Annotated in this window: 19 protein-coding genes; 11 read left to right on the forward strand and 8 right to left on the reverse strand. The window is 68.5% G+C overall.

Features of this window, described 5'->3' with window-relative positions:
• Nucleotides 1-86: 86 nt before the first annotated feature.
• From D7325_RS07245 to D7325_RS07260, 4 genes are read left to right on the forward strand one after another with little or no spacing between them, the layout of a single operon-like run.
• Nucleotides 87-1,442 carry a M16 family metallopeptidase gene (locus tag D7325_RS07245; RefSeq protein WP_120994881.1) on the forward strand — a complete coding sequence of 452 codons (1,356 nt, stop codon included), beginning with the start codon at nt 87-89 and terminating at the stop codon, nt 1,440-1,442.
• Entirely contained in the window at nt 1,435-2,904 is a 1,470-nt protein-coding gene (locus D7325_RS07250) for a M16 family metallopeptidase (RefSeq protein ID WP_120995110.1), read from the forward strand. Before D7325_RS07245 ends, D7325_RS07250 begins: the two co-directional genes overlap by 8 nt.
• Nucleotides 2,905-3,498, forward strand: a complete 594-nt coding sequence (gene rsmD, locus D7325_RS07255) for a 16S rRNA (guanine(966)-N(2))-methyltransferase RsmD (RefSeq protein WP_120994882.1) — start codon at nt 2,905-2,907, stop codon at nt 3,496-3,498.
• 36 nt (nt 3,499-3,534) lie between these two features.
• Nucleotides 3,535-4,563, forward strand: coding sequence for a hydrolase (locus D7325_RS07260; RefSeq protein ID WP_245962035.1), 1,029 nt, complete (start codon nt 3,535-3,537; stop codon nt 4,561-4,563).
• Nucleotides 4,564-4,569: 6 nt separating this feature from the next.
• Here the strand turns inward: D7325_RS07260 and D7325_RS07265 are convergent, their stop codons facing one another.
• Both D7325_RS07265 and D7325_RS07270 read right to left on the reverse strand, forming a co-directional pair.
• Nucleotides 4,570-5,328 carry a hypothetical protein gene (locus tag D7325_RS07265; protein WP_120994883.1) on the reverse strand — a complete coding sequence of 253 codons (759 nt, stop codon included), beginning with the start codon at nt 5,326-5,328 and terminating at the stop codon, nt 4,570-4,572.
• 80 nt (nt 5,329-5,408) lie between these two features.
• Entirely contained in the window at nt 5,409-6,071 is a 663-nt protein-coding gene (locus D7325_RS07270) for a TetR/AcrR family transcriptional regulator (protein WP_120995112.1), read from the reverse strand.
• Between the two features lie 130 nt (nt 6,072-6,201).
• On the opposite strand from D7325_RS07270, the gene D7325_RS07275 reads away from it, so the two are divergent.
• From D7325_RS07275 to ggt, 6 genes are all read left to right on the forward strand, one after another.
• Entirely contained in the window at nt 6,202-7,632 is a 1,431-nt protein-coding gene (locus D7325_RS07275) for a coniferyl aldehyde dehydrogenase (protein WP_120994884.1), read from the forward strand.
• Between the two features lie 37 nt (nt 7,633-7,669).
• Nucleotides 7,670-8,206 (forward strand): twin-arginine translocation pathway signal protein, encoded by a 537-nt coding sequence (locus tag D7325_RS07280; protein WP_120994885.1) that lies wholly within the window; start codon nt 7,670-7,672, stop codon nt 8,204-8,206.
• 33 nt (nt 8,207-8,239) lie between these two features.
• Nucleotides 8,240-9,832 (forward strand): GMC family oxidoreductase, encoded by a 1,593-nt coding sequence (locus D7325_RS07285; protein WP_120994886.1) that lies wholly within the window; start codon nt 8,240-8,242, stop codon nt 9,830-9,832.
• Between the two features lie 95 nt (nt 9,833-9,927).
• Complete coding sequence (gene coaD / locus D7325_RS07290) at nt 9,928-10,410, forward strand: pantetheine-phosphate adenylyltransferase (protein ID WP_120994887.1); 483 nt, start codon at nt 9,928-9,930, stop codon at nt 10,408-10,410.
• A 104-nt stretch (nt 10,411-10,514) separates the two neighbouring features.
• Nucleotides 10,515-10,766, forward strand: a complete 252-nt coding sequence (locus D7325_RS07295; RefSeq protein ID WP_120994888.1) for a YfhL family 4Fe-4S dicluster ferredoxin — start codon at nt 10,515-10,517, stop codon at nt 10,764-10,766.
• Between the two features lie 3 nt (nt 10,767-10,769).
• Nucleotides 10,770-12,551: a gamma-glutamyltransferase gene (gene ggt, locus D7325_RS07300; protein WP_120994889.1), complete on the forward strand. Its 1,782-nt coding sequence runs from the start codon at nt 10,770-10,772 to the stop codon at nt 12,549-12,551.
• A gap of 83 nt (nt 12,552-12,634) precedes the next feature.
• Here ggt and D7325_RS07305 read toward each other — a convergent pair whose 3' ends face one another.
• The 6 genes from D7325_RS07305 to D7325_RS07330 all read right to left on the reverse strand — a co-directional run bounded on the left by D7325_RS07305 (nt 12,635) and on the right by D7325_RS07330 (nt 16,534).
• The gene (locus D7325_RS07305; protein ID WP_120994890.1) at nt 12,635-12,973 is read right to left on the reverse strand and encodes a multidrug transporter; all 339 of its coding nucleotides are present in this window, start codon (nt 12,971-12,973) and stop codon (nt 12,635-12,637) included.
• A gap of 116 nt (nt 12,974-13,089) precedes the next feature.
• Nucleotides 13,090-13,902 carry a bifunctional DNA-formamidopyrimidine glycosylase/DNA-(apurinic or apyrimidinic site) lyase gene (gene mutM, locus D7325_RS07310; RefSeq protein WP_120994891.1) on the reverse strand — a complete coding sequence of 271 codons (813 nt, stop codon included), beginning with the start codon at nt 13,900-13,902 and terminating at the stop codon, nt 13,090-13,092.
• Nucleotides 13,903-13,962: 60 nt separating this feature from the next.
• The gene (gene msrA / locus D7325_RS07315; protein WP_120994892.1) at nt 13,963-14,508 is read right to left on the reverse strand and encodes a peptide-methionine (S)-S-oxide reductase MsrA; all 546 of its coding nucleotides are present in this window, start codon (nt 14,506-14,508) and stop codon (nt 13,963-13,965) included.
• Nucleotides 14,505-14,939, reverse strand: coding sequence for a peptide-methionine (R)-S-oxide reductase MsrB (gene msrB, locus D7325_RS07320; protein ID WP_120994893.1), 435 nt, complete (start codon nt 14,937-14,939; stop codon nt 14,505-14,507). The genes msrA and msrB overlap by 4 nt, the downstream gene beginning before the upstream one ends.
• Before the next feature lie 125 nt (nt 14,940-15,064).
• Nucleotides 15,065-15,559: an MOSC domain-containing protein gene (locus D7325_RS07325; protein ID WP_120994894.1), complete on the reverse strand. Its 495-nt coding sequence runs from the start codon at nt 15,557-15,559 to the stop codon at nt 15,065-15,067.
• A 108-nt stretch (nt 15,560-15,667) separates the two neighbouring features.
• On the reverse strand, nt 15,668-16,534 hold the full coding sequence (locus D7325_RS07330; RefSeq protein WP_120994895.1) for an HDOD domain-containing protein: 867 nt from the start codon (nt 16,532-16,534) through the stop codon (nt 15,668-15,670).
• Nucleotides 16,535-16,668: 134 nt separating this feature from the next.
• Between D7325_RS07330 and D7325_RS07335 the strand changes: the two genes are divergently transcribed.
• Nucleotides 16,669-17,208, forward strand: a complete 540-nt coding sequence (locus D7325_RS07335; RefSeq protein WP_120994896.1) for a type 1 glutamine amidotransferase domain-containing protein — start codon at nt 16,669-16,671, stop codon at nt 17,206-17,208.
• Nucleotides 17,209-17,299: the final 91 nt, after the last annotated feature.

Raw genomic sequence — 17,299 nt, forward strand, 5'->3', positions numbered from 1 at the left:
CCCGGCGAGGGTTTGATTCACCCCGACGCGCCAGTACCATGACGCGCTCGTCCATGCATGAATACTCAGCCAGCAAGAGCCATCCCATGCCCCAGATCATCTGCCGCGCCGCGGCCCTGCTGCTCGGACTGGGTCTGTCGCTGACAGCGCTCGCCGCCGAGAGCCAGCCGACCCACGAATTCGTTCTCGACAACGGCCTCAAGGTCATCGTGCGTGAGGATCACCGCGCGCCGGTGGTGGTTTCACAGCTCTGGTACAAGGTCGGCTCGAGCTACGAGTCGCCCGGCCAGACCGGCCTGTCCCATGCGCTCGAGCACATGATGTTCAAGGGCAGCCGCAAACTCGGCCCTGGCGAGGCGTCGCGCATCCTGCGCGAACTCGGCGCCGAGGAAAACGCCTTCACCAGCGACGACTACACCGCCTATTACCAGGTGCTGGCGCGCGATCGTCTGGCGGTCGCGCTGGAGCTGGAGGCCGACCGCATGGCGAGCCTCAGGCTGCCGCCGGAGGAATTCGAGCGCGAGATCCAGGTGATCATGGAGGAACGCCGCCTGCGCACCGACGACAAGCCCAACGCCCTGGCGTTCGAGCGGTTCCAGGCGATGGCCTACCCGTCCAGCGGCTATCACATCCCGACCATCGGCTGGATGGCCGATCTCAAGCGCATGACCGTCGAGGAACTGCGTCGCTGGTACGAGGCCTGGTATGCGCCCAACAACGCCACACTGGTGGTGGTGGGCGATGTCACGGTCGACGAGGTGCGCACCCTCGCGCAGCGCTATTTCGGCCCTATCGAACGGCAGCCGGTGCCGATCGCCAAGGCCCCGCTGGAGCTGGACGAACCGGGCGAGCGGCGCCTGACGCTGCACCTCAACACCCAGTTGCCCAGCCTGATCATGGCGTTCAACGTTCCCAGCCTGTCGACTGCCGAGAGCGCCACCTCGGTGCATGCGTTACGGCTGGCAGCGGCCCTGCTCGACGGCGGCTACAGCGCCCGACTGCCCTCGCGGCTCGAACGTGGCGAGGAGCTGGTGACGGGCGCCTCCGCCTGGTACGACGCCTACGCCCGCGGCGACAGCCTGTTCGTGCTGTCCGCCGCCCCGAACGTGCAGAAGGGGCACTCCATCGAGGAGGCCGAAGCCGGCCTGTGGCGGGAACTCGAAGCCCTGAAGAATGCCCCGCCCACCGAGGAAGAACTCGAGCGCGTGCGCGCCCAGGTCATCGCCGGACTGGTCTACGAGCGCGACTCCATCACCCAGCAGGCCACCACCATCGGCCAGCTGGAGACGGTCGGCCTGTCCTGGAAACTGATGGACCAGGAACTCGCCGCCCTCGAAGCGGTGACCGCCGAGGACATCCAGCAGGCCGCCCGTACCTATTTCACCCGCCCGCGGCTGAGCGTCGCGCACGTCCTGCCGGAGGAGCCGAAGGATGATGAGTGAAGCCACCCCGATCCGTCGTCTCCCCGCGGCGCTGTTCACCGTCGCCAGCCTGCTGCTGGCCCCACCGGCGTTGGCCGAGCAACCGGCCGGCGCCTCGAGCGCCGAAAGCCGCATCGAGTCGTTGCAGTCGCTCAGTGATCAGCCGCTCGACCGACGCGCACTCGATATCCAGAGCTGGACGACCGAAGAAGGCGCCAAGGTGCTGTTCGTCGAAGCACACCAGCTGCCGATGTTCGACCTGCGCCTGACTTTTGCCGCGGGCAGCAGCCAGGACGCCGGCGAACCCGGTCTGGCGATGCTGACCAACGCCATGCTCAACGAAGGCATCGCCGGCAAGAACGTGACCGAGATCGCCCAGGGGTTCGAGCGCCTCGGCGCCGTCTTCGGCAACGGCTCCTACCGGGACATGGCCGTGGCCAGCCTGCGCAGCCTGAGCGACGCGGACAAGCGCCAGCAGGCGGTCGAACTGTTCAGCCAGGTCGTCGGCGCGCCGACCTTCCCGCAGGAATCGCTGGAGCGCATCCGCAATCAGGTGCTGGCGGGCTTCGAATTCCAGAAGCAGAACCCCGGCAAGCTGGCCAGCGATGCGCTGTTCGAGTCGCTCTACGGTGACCACCCTTATGCCCACCCGAGCGAAGGCACGCCCGAGTCGATCCCGAAGATCGACGTGAACGACCTGAACGCCTTCCATGACCGTGCCTACACGGCCAAGAATGCGGTGATCGCGCTGGTCGGCGACCTCACCCGCGACGAAGCGCAGGCGATCGCCGCCCAGGTTTCCAGTGCCCTGCCCGAAGGCCCGGCGCTACCGCCGCTCGCCTCGCCGCAGGCGCCCAAGCCCGGCCTGGAGCACATCGAATTTCCGTCCAGCCAGACGCACCTGCTGCTCGCCCAGCTCGGCATCGAACGCGGCGATCCGGACTACCCGGCGCTCTACCTCGGCAACCAGATTCTCGGCGGCGGCGGCTTCGGCACCCGGCTGATGGAAGAAATCCGCGAGAAGCGAGGGCTGACCTATGGCGTCTATTCCGGCTTCAGCCCGATGGCCGAGGCCGGGCCGTTCATAATCAACCTGCAGACCCGCGCCGAGCTGGCCGACGGCACGCTGGCGCTGGTCAAGCGGCTGGTGGGCGAGTACCTGGAAAAGGGCCCGACCGAAGCCGAACTCGAACAGGCCAAGCGCGAAGTCGCCGGCAGCTTCCCGCTGACGACCGCCAGCAACGCCGACATCGTCGGGCAGCTCGGCAGCATCGGCTTCTACGACCTGCCGCTGACCTACCTCGAAGATTTCACCCAGGCGATCCAGGCGCTCAGCGTCGAAGACGTCCGGCGCGCCATGAACGAGCACCTGGATGTCGACGACTTCGTCATCGTCACGGCCGGACCGACCGTCGAGCAAAAGCCGTTGCCGCCGCCAACCGACCAACCCGTCCAGGCGCCCAGCGCCGTTCCGGAGCATTGATTGGCCAACCCACCGATCCGCCCGACCGCCCGTCGCGGTACCGGCCAGCTACGCATCATCGGCGGCGAATGGCGCAGCCGTCGCTTCGACTTCCCCGACGCCGAGGGCTTGCGCCCCACGCCGGACCGGGTGCGCGAGACCCTGTTCAACTGGGTCGCGCCCTACATCGTCGGCGCGCGGGTGCTCGACCCCTTCACCGGCAGCGGCGCGCTCTATCTCGAAGCCCTATCCCGCGGGGCGGGCATGGCGCTGGCACTGGACGTGAACGCCAGCGCCATCGCCAGCTTGCGCAAGCACCTCGACACGCTCAAGTGCGGCCAGGGCCAGCTGATGCAGGCCGATGCGTTGCGCTACCTGGAGAACCAGTCGCCGACGCCGTTCGGCCTCGTCTTTCTCGACCCGCCCTTCAACAAGCAGCTCCTGCTGCCCGCGTGCGCGCTGCTCGAAGACAAGGGCTGGCTCGCCGAGCGGGCCTGGATCTACACCGAGAGCGAAGCGGCGCCCTCCAGCCTGGGCTTGCCCGGCAACTGGCGGCTGCACCGCGAAAAGAAGGCCGGCAGCGTGCATTACGCACTCTGGGAACGCAGCTGCTAGCCGGTCGCGCATGCCCTCGATGACAGGAGTGCCGGCGTGAGCCTGGTGGTTGCGAATAGCGACTCGATCGCCGAAGACACCGCCCCCTTCGCGCCCGCTTGGTGGCTGCCCGGACCGCACCTGCAAACGCTCTGGGGGCCCTTCGGTCGGCGTCACCAGGCGCTTGCCCGACGCCGCGAGCGCCTCTGGCTGGCCGACGGCGATTTCCTCGATCTCGACTGGCACGCCGACGCGGCCGGCGACGCGCCCCTGGCGCTCGTGCTGCACGGCCTGACCGGCTCTTCCGACTCGCATTACGTCCTCGGCATGCAGCGCAGCCTGGCTGCCCAGGGCTGGGCCAGCGTGGCGATCAACTGGCGCGGCTGTTCGGGCGAGCCGAACCTGCTGCCGCGCGCCTATCACTCCGGCGCGAGCGACGACCTCGCCGAGGTGATCGCCCATCTCCAGACACTGCACCCCGGCCGGCCGCTGTATGCGGTGGGTTATTCGCTGGGCGGCAACGTGCTGCTCAAGTACCTCGGCGAGACCGGCGCCGAGTGCCCGCTGCGCGGGGCCGCGGCGGTGTCGGTGCCCTTTCGGCTGGACCAGTGCGCCGACCGCATCGGCATTGGCTTCTCCCGCGTCTACCAGGCGCACTTCATGCGCGCGATGGTCGACTACGTGCAGGTCAAGCTGCAGCGGTTCCGGCACGACGGCCTGACCGAGCATTTCGCCGCCCTGCAACGTCTCGGCTCGCTCGAAGGCATGCGGACCTTCTGGGATTTCGACGGCCGCATCACCGCGCCGCTGCACGGCTATACCGATGCCGACGACTACTACCGCCGCTCATCGAGCCGCTACTACCTCGGGGCGATCGCCGTGCCGACGCTGCTCATCCAGGCGCTGGACGATCCGTTCGTGTTCCCGCACAGCCTGCCGGAGGAGCGGGAGCTTTCGCCGACGACGCGCTTCGAGCGGCACCGGCGCGGTGGCCATGTCGGGTTCGTCGAAGGTGCCCCATGGCGCCCCGGCTACTACCTGGAGCGCCGCATTCCCGCGTGGCTGGCGAGCCTGGCGCAAAGCTGAACCGGATCAGCGCGGCGGGAAGGCCGCCCAGTCCTGCCAGTCGATGCCGGTGATGCCATGCGGGCGCAACCTGTCGGCCCAGCGCTCGACCTGCTCGGCCAACTCGGCGCGCGAGGCGCCGTCCCAGGTTTCGTAAGGGGCGAGAAAGTCCTCGACGCTCTGCGCCAGCCGAAACTGCAATCCGGGCCAGCGCTCGGCGATCTCGGCGATCCGCGTGGCCGCGTAGTCGGCGTTGCGCGTGTAGAGCATCAGGCTGACCCGCTCCACACCCACCACCGGCAACGCGCAGGGCACGCAGGGCACCCCTGGCTCGGCGGCCTCGAACCAGCGATGGTGCGCCGAGATTTCCAGCGGCCAGGGGCTCATCGCGTAGACGTCACGCAGCGTGTCCATCCAATCCTGGACGCGCGCATCCGGCACGGGCCAGCCCAGCTGTTCGACTTCGAGGTCCAGATGCAGCGCATCGAAGGGCAGCTCGCGCAGACTTGCCAGCAATTCGATCAGGTGCGGGCGACGCGCTTCGGTCATCCAGTGCGGATCGCCGAGCAGCAGGCTCAGGCTCATGCCCCGCGCATCAGCCGCCGCCTCGAGCGCCGTCACGGCCTCGCCGGTGCGGGCGATGTCCTGCGTCTGCGCGAGGTCGAGACCCACATAAAGGCGGCGCATGCCGGCACGCTGCAAGGCCTCCAGTTCGGCTTCGCGGCGCACGGGATCGAGCAGCGCGTGGCTGTCCCAGACGTAGGTGCCCTGTTCCCAGTCCGTCATCGGCGGCTTCCCGTCCTCGGCGCGCGGTGCAGCCGGCGATGCCATCAGCAGGCATGCCAGCCAGCCGGCGCGCCAGGCGTTCAGAACAGCTGCTCCAGCGGCACGTGCAGCCGCGCGTACAACGCCTGCACCGCCGGCGCCGCCTGCGGCGAAACGAAGCCGCCCTCGAGCGCCAGTACCTGGTACAGACCGCGGCGCAGCATGGATTCGTCCAGCGTTGCGGCGTCGCTGCGCACGGTGCCGAGAAAGCGAACCCAGCTGGTCAGCACGATCCACGCATTGAGCGCGAGCGCCTCGGCCTGCGCCTCCTCCAGGCACAGGATGCCGGCCTCGACGAACCCGCGGTAGATGGCCTGCGCGTGCGCCAGGCAGCGACGGGCGAACTGGCGGTAATCCTCGGCCAGCACCGGGTCGGCGGCGAGCAGGTGTTCGAGATCGCGGTGCAGGAACCGGTAGCGCCACATCGCATCGAGCAGCGACTCGAGGTAGTGGGTCTTGTCGGCCACGGTCAGCGCGCGGCCTTCCGGCAGCCGCAGGAAGTCGTCGACGCTCGCCGCGTACTCGGCGAACAGCTCGGCGATGATCATCTGCTTGTTGCGGAAGTGGTAGTACAGGTTGCCCGGCGAGATGCCCAGATGCGCGGCGATGTGATTGGTCGTGACGCTGCGCTCGCCCTGCTCGTTGAACAGCGCCAGGCTCGCCTGGACGATGCGCGCACGGGTCTTGGGACGTGACGGTGGCATGGGCATGAAACGCTGCTCGGCCGGCGAAAGAAGGGCCAAAGGTACACCGGGGCGGGGTTCGTTGACAGACTAGAGCAATTGCTCTAAACCTTCCGCAGACCAATCAGAACAACATGCCCGGAGCAGCCTCATGGTCGCCGACGTCCGCTACCTCGCGCCGCATCAGTCGCCGCGGGATCTTCTCGTGCCGCTGCTGGAACGTCAGCGCGCCGCCTTCGCCCGCCAGCCCATGCCGTCCGCCGACGAACGCCTGCAATGGCTCGAAGCCCTGCGCCATCTCATCGAGGTCAACCAGCGCAGCCTGGTCGAGGCCATCAGCGAGGACTTCGGCAACCGCTCGGCCGACGAAACGCTGCTCGCCGAGGTGATGCCCTGCCTGCATGGCATTCGTTACGCCCGCCGACGCCTGCGCAGCTGGATGAAGCCCTCGCGGCGGCGCGTCGGCCTCGCCTTCCAGCCGGCCAGCGCGCGGGTGGTCTACCAGCCGCTGGGCGTGGTCGGCATCATCGTGCCCTGGAACTACCCGCTGTTCCTCGCCATCGCGCCGCTGGTCGGCGCCCTTGCCGCCGGCAACCGCGTGATGATCAAGATGAGCGAGTCGACGCCCGCGACCTCGCTGCGCCTCAAGACCCTGCTGGCCGAAATCTTCCCCGAGGACCAGGTCGCCGTCGTGCTCGGCGACGCGGAGGTCGGCATCGCCTTCTCGCAACTGCCCTTCGATCACCTGCTGTTCACCGGCTCGACCGCGGTGGGCCGCCACGTGATGCGCGCGGCCGCCGACAACCTCACGCCGGTGACCCTCGAGCTCGGCGGCAAGTCGCCGGCCATCGTCTCGCACGAGGTGCCCCTGGCCGATGCCGCCGAGCGCATCGCCTTCGGCAAGACGCTCAACGCCGGGCAGACGTGCGTCGCACCCGACTACGTGCTGGTGCCGCGCGAGCGCGTCGCGGGTTTCGTCGAGGCGTACCGGCAGGTGGTCGCGCGGTTCTACCCGACACTCACCGACAACCCCGACTACACCTCGATCATCAACGAGCGACAGCTGGCGCGCCTGCGCGGCTACCTGTCGGATGCCGAGATCAAGGGCGCGCGCATCGTCCCGCTGTTCGCCGAAGGCCAGGACCGGCGCATGCCGCACGCCTTGCTGCTCGACGTGAATGACGACATGCGCGTCATGCAGGACGAGATCTTCGGCCCGCTGCTGCCGATCGTCCCCTACGACCGGCCCGAAGACGCCATCACCTACGTCAATGCACGCCCGCGGCCGCTGGCGCTGTATTACTTCGGCTACGACAAACGCGAGCAGCAGCGGGTGATCGAGCGAACCCACTCCGGCGGCGTCTGCCTCAACGACACGCTGCTGCACGTCGCCCAGGACGATCTCCCCTTCGGCGGCATCGGCCCGTCGGGCATGGGGCATTACCACGGCCACGAAGGCTTTCTCACCTTCAGCAAGGCGAAGGGCGTGCTCGGCAAGCAGCGCTTCAACGCCGCGCGACTGATCTATCCGCCCTACGGCCGGCCGCTGCAACGACTGATCCAGAAGCTCTTCGTGCGCTGACGACCGCCGCCACAGGCAACCGACGGTAATAACAACAATGACGACCGCACCCGCCTCATCCTCACGCCGCAACCTGCTCCGGTTCGGGCTGCTCGGTGGCGCCGCGCTGGCGACCGTCGGCCTGACCGCCAGCCTGACCGGCTGCTCGGCCGACGCACCGGCCGCCGGCTTCAGCCAGCTGCGCGACGGCGACCTGCCGCTCCTGCGGCGGCTGATCCCGGTGATCCTCGACGGCGCCGTCCCGCCCCCCGCCCCGCCTGACGCGACGGCCGCGACGCTGGCCGGCATCGACCGCGCCATCGCCCACCTCAGCCCGGCGCTGGCCACCCAGGTGCTGCAACTGTTCGACCTGCTGACGCTGCCCGTCACACGCGGGCCGCTGACCGGCATCTGGGGCGACTGGACAAGCGCATCCGATGAACAGGTGCGCGCCTTTCTCGGACGCTGGGAAGGCAGCCGGCTGATGCTGCTACGGCAGGGCTACAGCTCACTGCTCCAGCTGACCCTCATGAGCTGGTACAGCCAGCCACAGGCCTGGGCGGCCTGCGGCTACCCCGGCCCGCCGACCGTCTGAATGCCCTCGCCCACCTGATCGCCGGAGAACGCGATGCCCGTACCCGATCTCTTCGCCGAAGGCCTGGCCCGCGGCTGGAAAACCCATGACGGCTCCCGCCTGGAGGCCGACCTGACGCTCGAAGCCGACATCGCCATCGTCGGCACCGGGGCCGGCGGCGGCACCAGCGCGGAACTGCTCAGCGCCGCCGGCTTCAAGGTGCTGCTGATCGAGGAAGGCCCGCTCAAGACCAGCCGCGACTTCCACATGCAGGAAGCGGAGGCCTACCCGAGCCTCTACCAGGAAGCGATCGGTCGAACGAGCAAGGACGGCGCCATCACCATCCTGCAAGGCCGGACGGTCGGCGGTACCACGGTGGTGAACTGGACATCGAGCTTCCGCACCCCCGTCGCCACGCTGTCGCACTGGGCCGATGCGCACGGCGTGCGCGGGCATGGCGTCGAGGACCTGGCGCCCTGGTTCGAACGCATGGAACGGCGACTCGGCATCGAACCGTGGCCCGTCGCGCCCAACGCCAACAACGACGTGATCCGCGCCGGTTGCCAGGCCCTGGGCTACGACTGGGCGGTGATTCCGCGCAACGTCCGCGGCTGCTGGAACCTCGGCTATTGCGGCATGGGCTGCCCGACCAACGCCAAGCAATCGATGCTCGTGACGACCGTCCCCGCCACGCTGGAGAACGGCGGCGAACTGCTCTACCTCGCCCGCGCCGAGCGCCTGCATTTCGCCGGTGACCGGGTGGACTGGCTCGAATGCCTCGGCATGGACGACCGCTGCGTGGCGCCGAACGGGCGTCGCATCGTCGTGCGGGCGCGGCATTACATCCTCGCCGGCGGCGGCATCAACACACCGGCGGTGCTGCTGCGTTCCGACGCACCGGACCCGCACGGACGCACCGGCAAGCGGACCTTCCTGCACCCGGTGAATTTCTCGGCCGCGCTCTTCGACGAGGTCATCAACCCTTTCTACGGCGCGCCGCAATCGATCTACTCCGACCATTTCCAGTGGCAGGGCGGAATCGACGGCCCGATCGGCTACAAGCTCGAAGTGCCGCCGATGCACCCGGCGATCGCCTCGACGCTGCTCGGCCGCTTCGGCGTCGACAACGCCCTGCGCATGGAACAGCTCCCCCACACCAACGTGCTCATTGCCCTGCTGCGCGACGGCTTCCATCCCGAGAGCGCCGAGGGAACGGTCCTGCTGCGCGACGACGGCTCGCCGACGCTCGACTACCGCATGACCGACTACACCTGGGATGGCCTGCGTCGGGCCTACCACAGCATGGCGGACATCCAGTTCGCGGCCGGCGCGCGTGAGGTACTGCCGCTGCACAACGCGGCGCGCCACGCCCGCTCGCTGGCCGAGGCGCGCGCCCTGATCGACGACCTGCCGCTGGAGCTGTTCCGCACCCGCCTGGGCAGCGCGCACGTGATGGGCGGCTGCGCGATGGGCGAGGACGCACGCACCGCCGTGGTCGACAGCCTGGGCCGTCATCATCAGGTCGAGAACCTCTCGATCCACGATGGCTCGCTCTTCCCGACCAGCATCGGCGCCAACCCGCAGCTGTCGGTCTACGGCGTCACCGCCCGGCTCTCCAGCCTGCTCGCCGAACGCCTGCGGGCCTGAATCGCCGGCGCTGGAGCCCGCACCCGGCGGCGCTTTACGCTGCCGGACGCTAGCCGCTACCATCCCTCCCCCCACGGACCCCTCAGGACGTTGCGATGAATCGAGTGTTGTATCCGGGCACCTTCGACCCGATCACCAAGGGCCACGGCGATCTCGTCGAGCGCGCGTCACGTCTGTTCGACCACGTCATCATCGCGGTCGCGGCCAGCCCGAGGAAGAACCCGCTGTTCTCGCTCGAGGAGCGGGTGGCGCTGGCGCAGGAGGTCACCCGGCACCTGCCGAACGTCGAAGTGATGGGGTTCTCCAGCCTGCTGGCGCACTTCGTCCGCGAGCAGAACGCGAACATCCTGCTGCGCGGCCTGCGCGCGGTGTCCGACTTCGAATACGAGTTCCAGCTGGCCAACATGAACCGCCAGTTGGCACCGGAAGTCGAGAGCCTGTTCCTCACGCCGTCGGAAAAGTATTCCTACATCTCGTCGACGCTGATCCGCGAGATCGCCCGGCTCGGCGGCGATATCAGCAAGTTCGTCCACCCGGTGGTGATGGACGCGCTGCACGACCGCTACAAGCAGGCCTGACGCCGCCGGACGTCGCGCCGCGTGCACTGCGCGCGGCGATGCGTCAAAATCGCGCGTTGTTTTCGCTTTGAGCCGCGCGGCCGCTGCGGCGGGAGTCTCCCGGAATGTCCCTGAAAATCACCGATGACTGCATCAACTGCGATGTCTGCGAGCCGGAATGCCCCAATGGCGCCATCTCGCAGGGCGAGGAAATCTACGTCATCGATCCGAAGCTGTGCACCGAATGCGTCGGTCACTACGACGAGCCGCAATGCCAGCAGGTGTGCCCGGTCGACTGCATCCCGCTCGATGAAACCAACGTCGAGACCAAGGATCAGTTGATGCAGAAGTACCTCATCATCACCGCCAAGGCCTGACCCATGCCCGAGTGCCCGACCCGCCTGCCCGAACCCCGCGCTGGCGGGACGGTGCACCGCTCCACGCCGCGCCCGCTCGCGCGCCTGCGTGCCCTTGTCTTCACCGTTGCAGCGACGCTGCTGCTCGCCAATGCCGTCCAGGCCCAGGCGCCCGGGCAGGCGGCGATCGCCACCGCGCACCCACTGGCCAGCGAGGCCGGCGCGCAGATCCTCGCCGACGGCGGCAATGCCTTCGACGCCGCGGTAGCGATCGGTGCGGCGCTGGCGGTCGTCGAGCCCTACGGCTCCGGGATGGGCGGCGGCGGGTTCTTCATGCTTCGCCAGGCCGGCGAAGCGGCGACCTATCGATTCCTCGACGCGCGCGAGCGAGCACCGCTGGCCGCCACGGCCGATCTGTACCTGCGCGACGGCAAGGCCGATCCGCGACTGTCGCTGGACGGTCCGCTGGCGGCTGGCATTCCTGGCCTTCCGGCGGCCTGGGTGCAGCTCGCCGACGACTACGGCCGGCTCCCGCTGACCGCCAGCCTCGCTCCGGCGATTCGCCTGGCGCGCGAGGGCTTCCCGGTCGATGCGGTCTATCGCGAGCGCGCCGGCTGGCGGCTCGAAGCGCTGCAACGGGATGCAGAAAGCGCCCGCCTGTTCCTGCTCGACGGCGCCATCCCGCCGCTGGGCCACCGCCTGCGCCAGCCGGAACTGGCCGACACGCTCGAACGGCTGGCCGTCGAAGGCAACGCCGGCTTCTATGCCGGCCCGGTGGCCGAGCGACTGGTTGCCGGCGTGCGCGAGGCGGGCGGCATCTGGACGCGCGAAGACCTGGCCCAGTACGAGACCGTCCTGCGGGAACCGCTGGTTTTCGCACTGCCGGACGAGCGCCGGCTGATCAGCGCCCCGCTGCCCTCCGCCGGTGGCGTCGCGATCGCGCAGAGCCTGGGGCTGCTCGAGCGGCTCGACTGGCGCGCCGCGCCGCCGCTGCAACGCGTGCACCTGGTGGTGGAATCGCTGCGCCGCGCCTACCGCGATCGCGGCCTGCTGGGCGACCCGGATTTCATCGCCTCGCCAGTCGATCACCTGCTGTCCGACCGTCACCTCGACCAGCTCGCCACCAGCGTCGATCCGCGGCGCGCCACGCCGAGCGCGACGCTGCCGCCGGCGCCGCGCTGGTGGGAAGGCGACCACACCACCCACTTCGTCGTGATGGACGCCGACGGCAATGCCGTCGCGGCCACCGTGTCGCTCAACCTGATGTTCGGCGCGGCCTTCACGGTGCCGGGCACCGGCGTGCTGCTCAACGACCAGATGGACGACTTCGCCGCCGACCTCGACGCCAGCAACGCCTATGGCCTGACCGGTAGCCGGGCCAATCTCATCGCACCGGGCAAGCGGCCGCTGTCGAGCATGAGCCCGACCTTCATCGAAGGGCCGCAGGGCCTGGCGAGTTTCGGCACGCCGGGCGGCAGCCGGATTCCGAGCATGAACCTGCTCTCCGCCCTCGCCTACCTGGGCGGCGAGCCGGTACCCGCCTGGGCCGCGACGCGCCGCTATCACCATCAGTACCTGCCGGATGTCATCCAGTACGAAGAGGGTGCCTTCAGCGCCAGCGAACGACAGGCGCTGGAAGCGATGGGGCACCGGCTCGAGCCGCTGGAGCGCGCCTATGGCAACCAGCAGATCATCTATTGGGACAAGCGCACCGGCGCGGTCCAGGCCGCGAGCGACCCGCGGGGAGCGGGCGAGGCGCTGGTGATTCCGGCGAGCGACCTGCGCACCGCCCCGGCCAGCCGGTAGTCAGCGCAACCGGTGAACCTTCCAGCGGAAACGAAAAAGCCGGTCGATCGACCGGCTTTTTCATGGAGCGGTTCAGCGCTGGTTCAGTCGTGCTGATAGCCGCTGTTGGTGCAGCCCAGGCAGCGTACGAAGGCGGCCTTGCCCGGTTCGACGACCAGCGCCTGGCCCGCTTCGGCCACGTTGCCACCCAGCGCCGAGAACGGCAGGCTGATCACGAACAGGCCGGCGCCGATGGCGGTCGCGGCGATCAGCAGCGGGCGGGCGATCAGCAGGTCGCCGGCCATCGCGTAACCGGCCGGGGCCTCAACTTCGTAGGCGGGGTCGCCACTGACGTTCTGGTGAACGGTCTGCGCCTGCGCCGGGAGCGCCGACAGGCCAACGGTGAGCGCCAGGGCGGCGGCAGTGGTGCGGAACAGGTTCATGGTGCGATCCCTCAGCATGGGCGAGCGTGGCAGGTTGTTGTGCCGGCCACTATAACAGCGGCCGACGGTTTGTCAGCGTGAACGCCGTCACCGCCGAAACGCCCGCCCGGCGCCGCTCAGCGCTGGCAGCGGGGGCAGTAGACGCTGGCCCGCTGGCCGAGTCGGATCTCGCGCAGCGTGCTGCCGCAGGCCTTGCAGAATTCGCCGCCGCGGCCATAGGCGAACAGCTCCTGCTGGAAGTAGCCGGGCTTGCCGTCGCCACCCACGAAATCCCGCAGCGTGGTGCCGCCGCGCTCGATGGCATAGGCCAGCACGCGTCGGATTTCCTCGGCGAGGCGCTGGTAGCGCGCACGGGAAATGCCGCCCGCCGGTCGGCGCGGATCGATGCCGGCGGCGAACAGGGCCTCGGTCGCGTAGATATTGCCCACGCCCACGACGACGGCGTTGTCCATGATGAACGGCTTGACCGCCATGCTGCGTCCGCGGGACAGCCGGTACAGCCGGTCGCCATCGAAGTCGTCGCCGAGCGGTTCCGGCCCCAGGCTGGCCAGCAGCGGATGGGCCAGCGGATCGGTGGTCCAGAGCATCGCGCCGAAACGACGCGGATCGTGGTAGCGCAGCGCCTGCCCGGAATCGAGCAGCAGGTCGGCATGATCGTGCTTGCGCGGCTCGAGCGCGCCGTCGACCAGCCGCAGGCTGCCCGACATCCCGAGGTGGACGACCAGGGTGCCCGCCTCGGCTTCGAGCATCAGGTACTTGGCGCGGCGCGCCACCCGTTCGATGCGCTGCCCGGACAGGCGGCTGTCGAGATCTTCGGGTATCGGCCAGCGCAGGCGGTGGTCGCGCACGACCACCCGCTCGATGCGACGGCCCAGCAGATGCGGCTCGATCCCGCGGCGGGTGGTTTCGACTTCGGGCAATTCAGGCATGGCGGCAAGCGAAGGGTGGCGGGCCGGCGACCATAGCAAAAGCGCCCGCCGGTCGCACCGTCAGGCCTTGAGCTTGTCCAGGTGCAGCGCGCGCAGCTTCGCCACCTTCGGCGCGATCACCGCCTGGCAGTAGGGCTGGTACGGATTGCGCCGGTAATAGTCGTCATGCTCCGGCTCGGCCGGGTAGAAGGCTTCCAGCGGCACCAGCTCGGTCACCACGGGCGCATCCCACAGGCCGCGCGCCTCGAGATCGGCGATGACCTTCTCGGCGACCTGCTTCTGCGCCTCGTCGGTGTACAGGACGATCGACCGGTACTGCGGCCCGACATCGGCGCCCTGACGATTGGGCGTGGTCGGATCGTGGGTCGTGAAGAACACTTCCAGCAGCTCGCGCAGGCTGATCTGCTGCGGATCGAAGGCCACCTGTACCACTTCGGCATGGCCGGTGTTCTTCTCGCAGACCTGCCGGTAGGTGGGGTTGGGCACATGTCCGCCGGCATAGCCCGAGACGAGCCGCTCGACGCCGCGGAGATTGCCGAACACAGCCTCCACGCACCAGAAGCAGCCGCCGCCCAGGGTGATGATGTGGCTCTCTTCGCGGCTCACGACACCTCCCCCTGGCGCACCAGTTCGAGGGACTGGCCTTCAGGCACGTGGTCCATCGCCACGGAGTTCATGCAGTAACGCAGACCGGTCGGCGGCGGGCCGTCCGGGAAGACATGGCCCAGGTGACTGTCGCAGCGACCGCAGCGCACCTCGGTGCGGGTCATGCCGTAGGAGCGGTCCTGGTACTCGGTCACCGAGTCGGCGGTCAGCGGCTGGGTGAACGACGGCCAGCCGGTGCCGGATTCGAACTTCTCGCCGGACTTGAACAGGGGGTTGTGGCACGCCGCGCAGACATAGGTGCCGGGTTCCTTGGTCTGCAGGAAGCAGCCGCTGCCCGGCGCCTCGGTGCCGTGCTGGCGCAGCACCTTGAAGGCCTCGGGCGAAAGCCGGCGACGCCATTCGTCATCGCTGAGGGTGAGTTTGTCGACCATAGGGGTTCCTCCACCAGTGGGCGGCCACGACGCGCGCGGCCCGCCGAATGCTTGCCGCCCGAAGACGGCCCATGTGACCTGTGATTACCCGTGCGCCGGTAAATTCCGCGTCGTCGGCGGCCAGATCAAAAGGGCATCCGCTGTTGCTGCGGCGCGGCGGGTGCTTGCAGCTCGGGCTCGACCCGCAGCTCCTCGCCCACCGCGACGGTGCCGCCTTGCAGCACGCGGGCCGTGATGCCACCGTGGCCGCGCACGGCATTGTAGCCGCCGACGCCCAGCACTTCTTCCATGCGCGAACAGGGGTGGCAGTCGCCGGTGTGCTCGAACAGCGCATCGCCGATGCGAAAGCGCTTGCCCTTGAGGGCCTGGAGATTGATGCCGCGGGTCACGAGGTTGCGCCGCAGCACCTGTGGCGAAACGGCTGCCAGACCGAGGTAACTGGCGATCGCCGCCAGATGCTCGGCCTGGATCAGCGTGATCTGACGACGGCCCTGACCGCTGGAGGCGTAGCGATCGCCGACCAGCCCCTGCCCCGGCTCGACGGTCGCCCGCTCGACCTCGACCAGCGCGGCACGCCGCGCCGGGCGCAGGCCGATCCACTCCACGCGGCCCGGACGCATCGGAGCGGACAGCAAGTCGGCGAGCCTGGACTCGGGATGGAACACGGCGCTACCTCGGCGATGGACATGGCAGGTTGGCTTGGAACCCCATGAGCGCGCCCGGTTCGGTCAGGCGACGCCCAGTTCCCGGATGCTCTCCTTGAGGTTCTGGAAGTCGTAGTCGGACAGGCCGACATATTCCAGCACCAGCCTCTCGATGCTTTCCCACTCGTAATCCTCGACCTGCGCCCCCAGCACCCGGTGGCAGGCGCAGATGTGCTCGGCCATCTTGAGAATCGCCAGCAGTGTCTTGATCTGCGCGTCGCGCCCCGAATCGTCGAGGAACAGCGAGAGCGCGTTGTGGTGGTTGGCGATGGCATCGCACAGGTGCAGCGGCAGGTTCCACGACTTGGCCGTGAAGTAGCCGACCACCGCATGATTGGTCGACAGGACGCGGTTCTCGATGTCGATCAGCCGCTGCTCGGCGCTGGCGCTGGCGTAGGCCTCTTCCAGCACGCTCATGTAGCTGGGGAAGCGCTTGATCATCAGCGGGATGCCGCAATCGTGGAACAGCCCCAGCGTGTAGGCCTCGTCCGGCGCCTGGTAGCCGATGCGCTTGGCGAGCGTCAGGCTGGTCATGGCGACGTCCTGCGCGGTGTCCCAGAAGCGGTTGAGGGTGACGATGGTCTCGTCGCTCATCTCGCCCTTGATCGACTGCGCGTTGATCAGGTTGATCACCGAGTCGCAGCCCAGCAGGTTCACCGCCTGCTGGATCGACGCGATGCGGTTGGACAGGCCGAAGAACTTCGAATTGACGATCTTCAGCAGCGCGCCCGACAGGCCCGGGTCCTGGCTGATCAGGCGAGCGATGCTCTTGAGATCGGGGATCGGCATGACCTGCTCCATCTGCAGGTCGACCATGATCTGCGGTTGCGGCGGGACGCTGATGCCCTGCAGCACATGCCGAATCTGATCGGCGGTAAGTTCGACGGCCATCGGGGGGCTCTGCGCGAGGGGAAGGCAAAAGGCCATCCCTGGAAGCTGCGAACTTTGGCCGAGATGGCGGTCGGATTTCAAGGACGAGGCGCCCAGTGGCGCTTCCTTTGATCACGACAGCGGAGGACTTGCGCATGGCTCAATCCCTGAACGGCAAACGCATCGCCATCCTGGTGACCGACGGCTTCGAACAGGTCGAACTGACCGGCCCGAAAGAGGCGCTCGACCAGGCCGGCGCCAGGACCGAGATCATTTCCGCCAAGACCGGCAAGGTCCGAGGCTGGAACCACACCACACCGGCCGATGAGTTCACCGTGGACAACACCTTCGACCGTATCCACAGCGAAGACTACGACGCGATTCTGCTGCCCGGCGGCGTGGTCAATTCGGACACCATCCGCATGGACGAGATGGCCCAGGAACTGGTGCGCGACGCGGCGCGGGCGAACAAGACCATCGCCGTGATCTGCCACGGCGCCTGGCTGCTGGCCTCTGCCGACCTGGTCAAGGGCAAGAAGATGACCAGCTGGCCGTCGCTCACCGATGACCTCAAGAACGCCGGCGCCGAGTGGGTCGACCAGCAGGTGGTCGTCGACGGTCACCTGATCAGCAGCCGCAAGCCGGACGACATCCCGGCCTTCAGCCAGACGCTGGTCAAGGCGCTGGCGGCCTGACGGCAGGCCATCGCCATGAGGGCGCCTCCCACGCAGGCAGTCCGGCGTAACCGGGAGGCCCGCCCTCGCGACAGGCGTTTGCGATCACAGG

The sequence above is a fragment of the Stutzerimonas urumqiensis genome (assembly GCF_003640395.1).
Classification (GTDB): domain Bacteria; phylum Pseudomonadota; class Gammaproteobacteria; order Pseudomonadales; family Pseudomonadaceae; genus Stutzerimonas; species Stutzerimonas urumqiensis.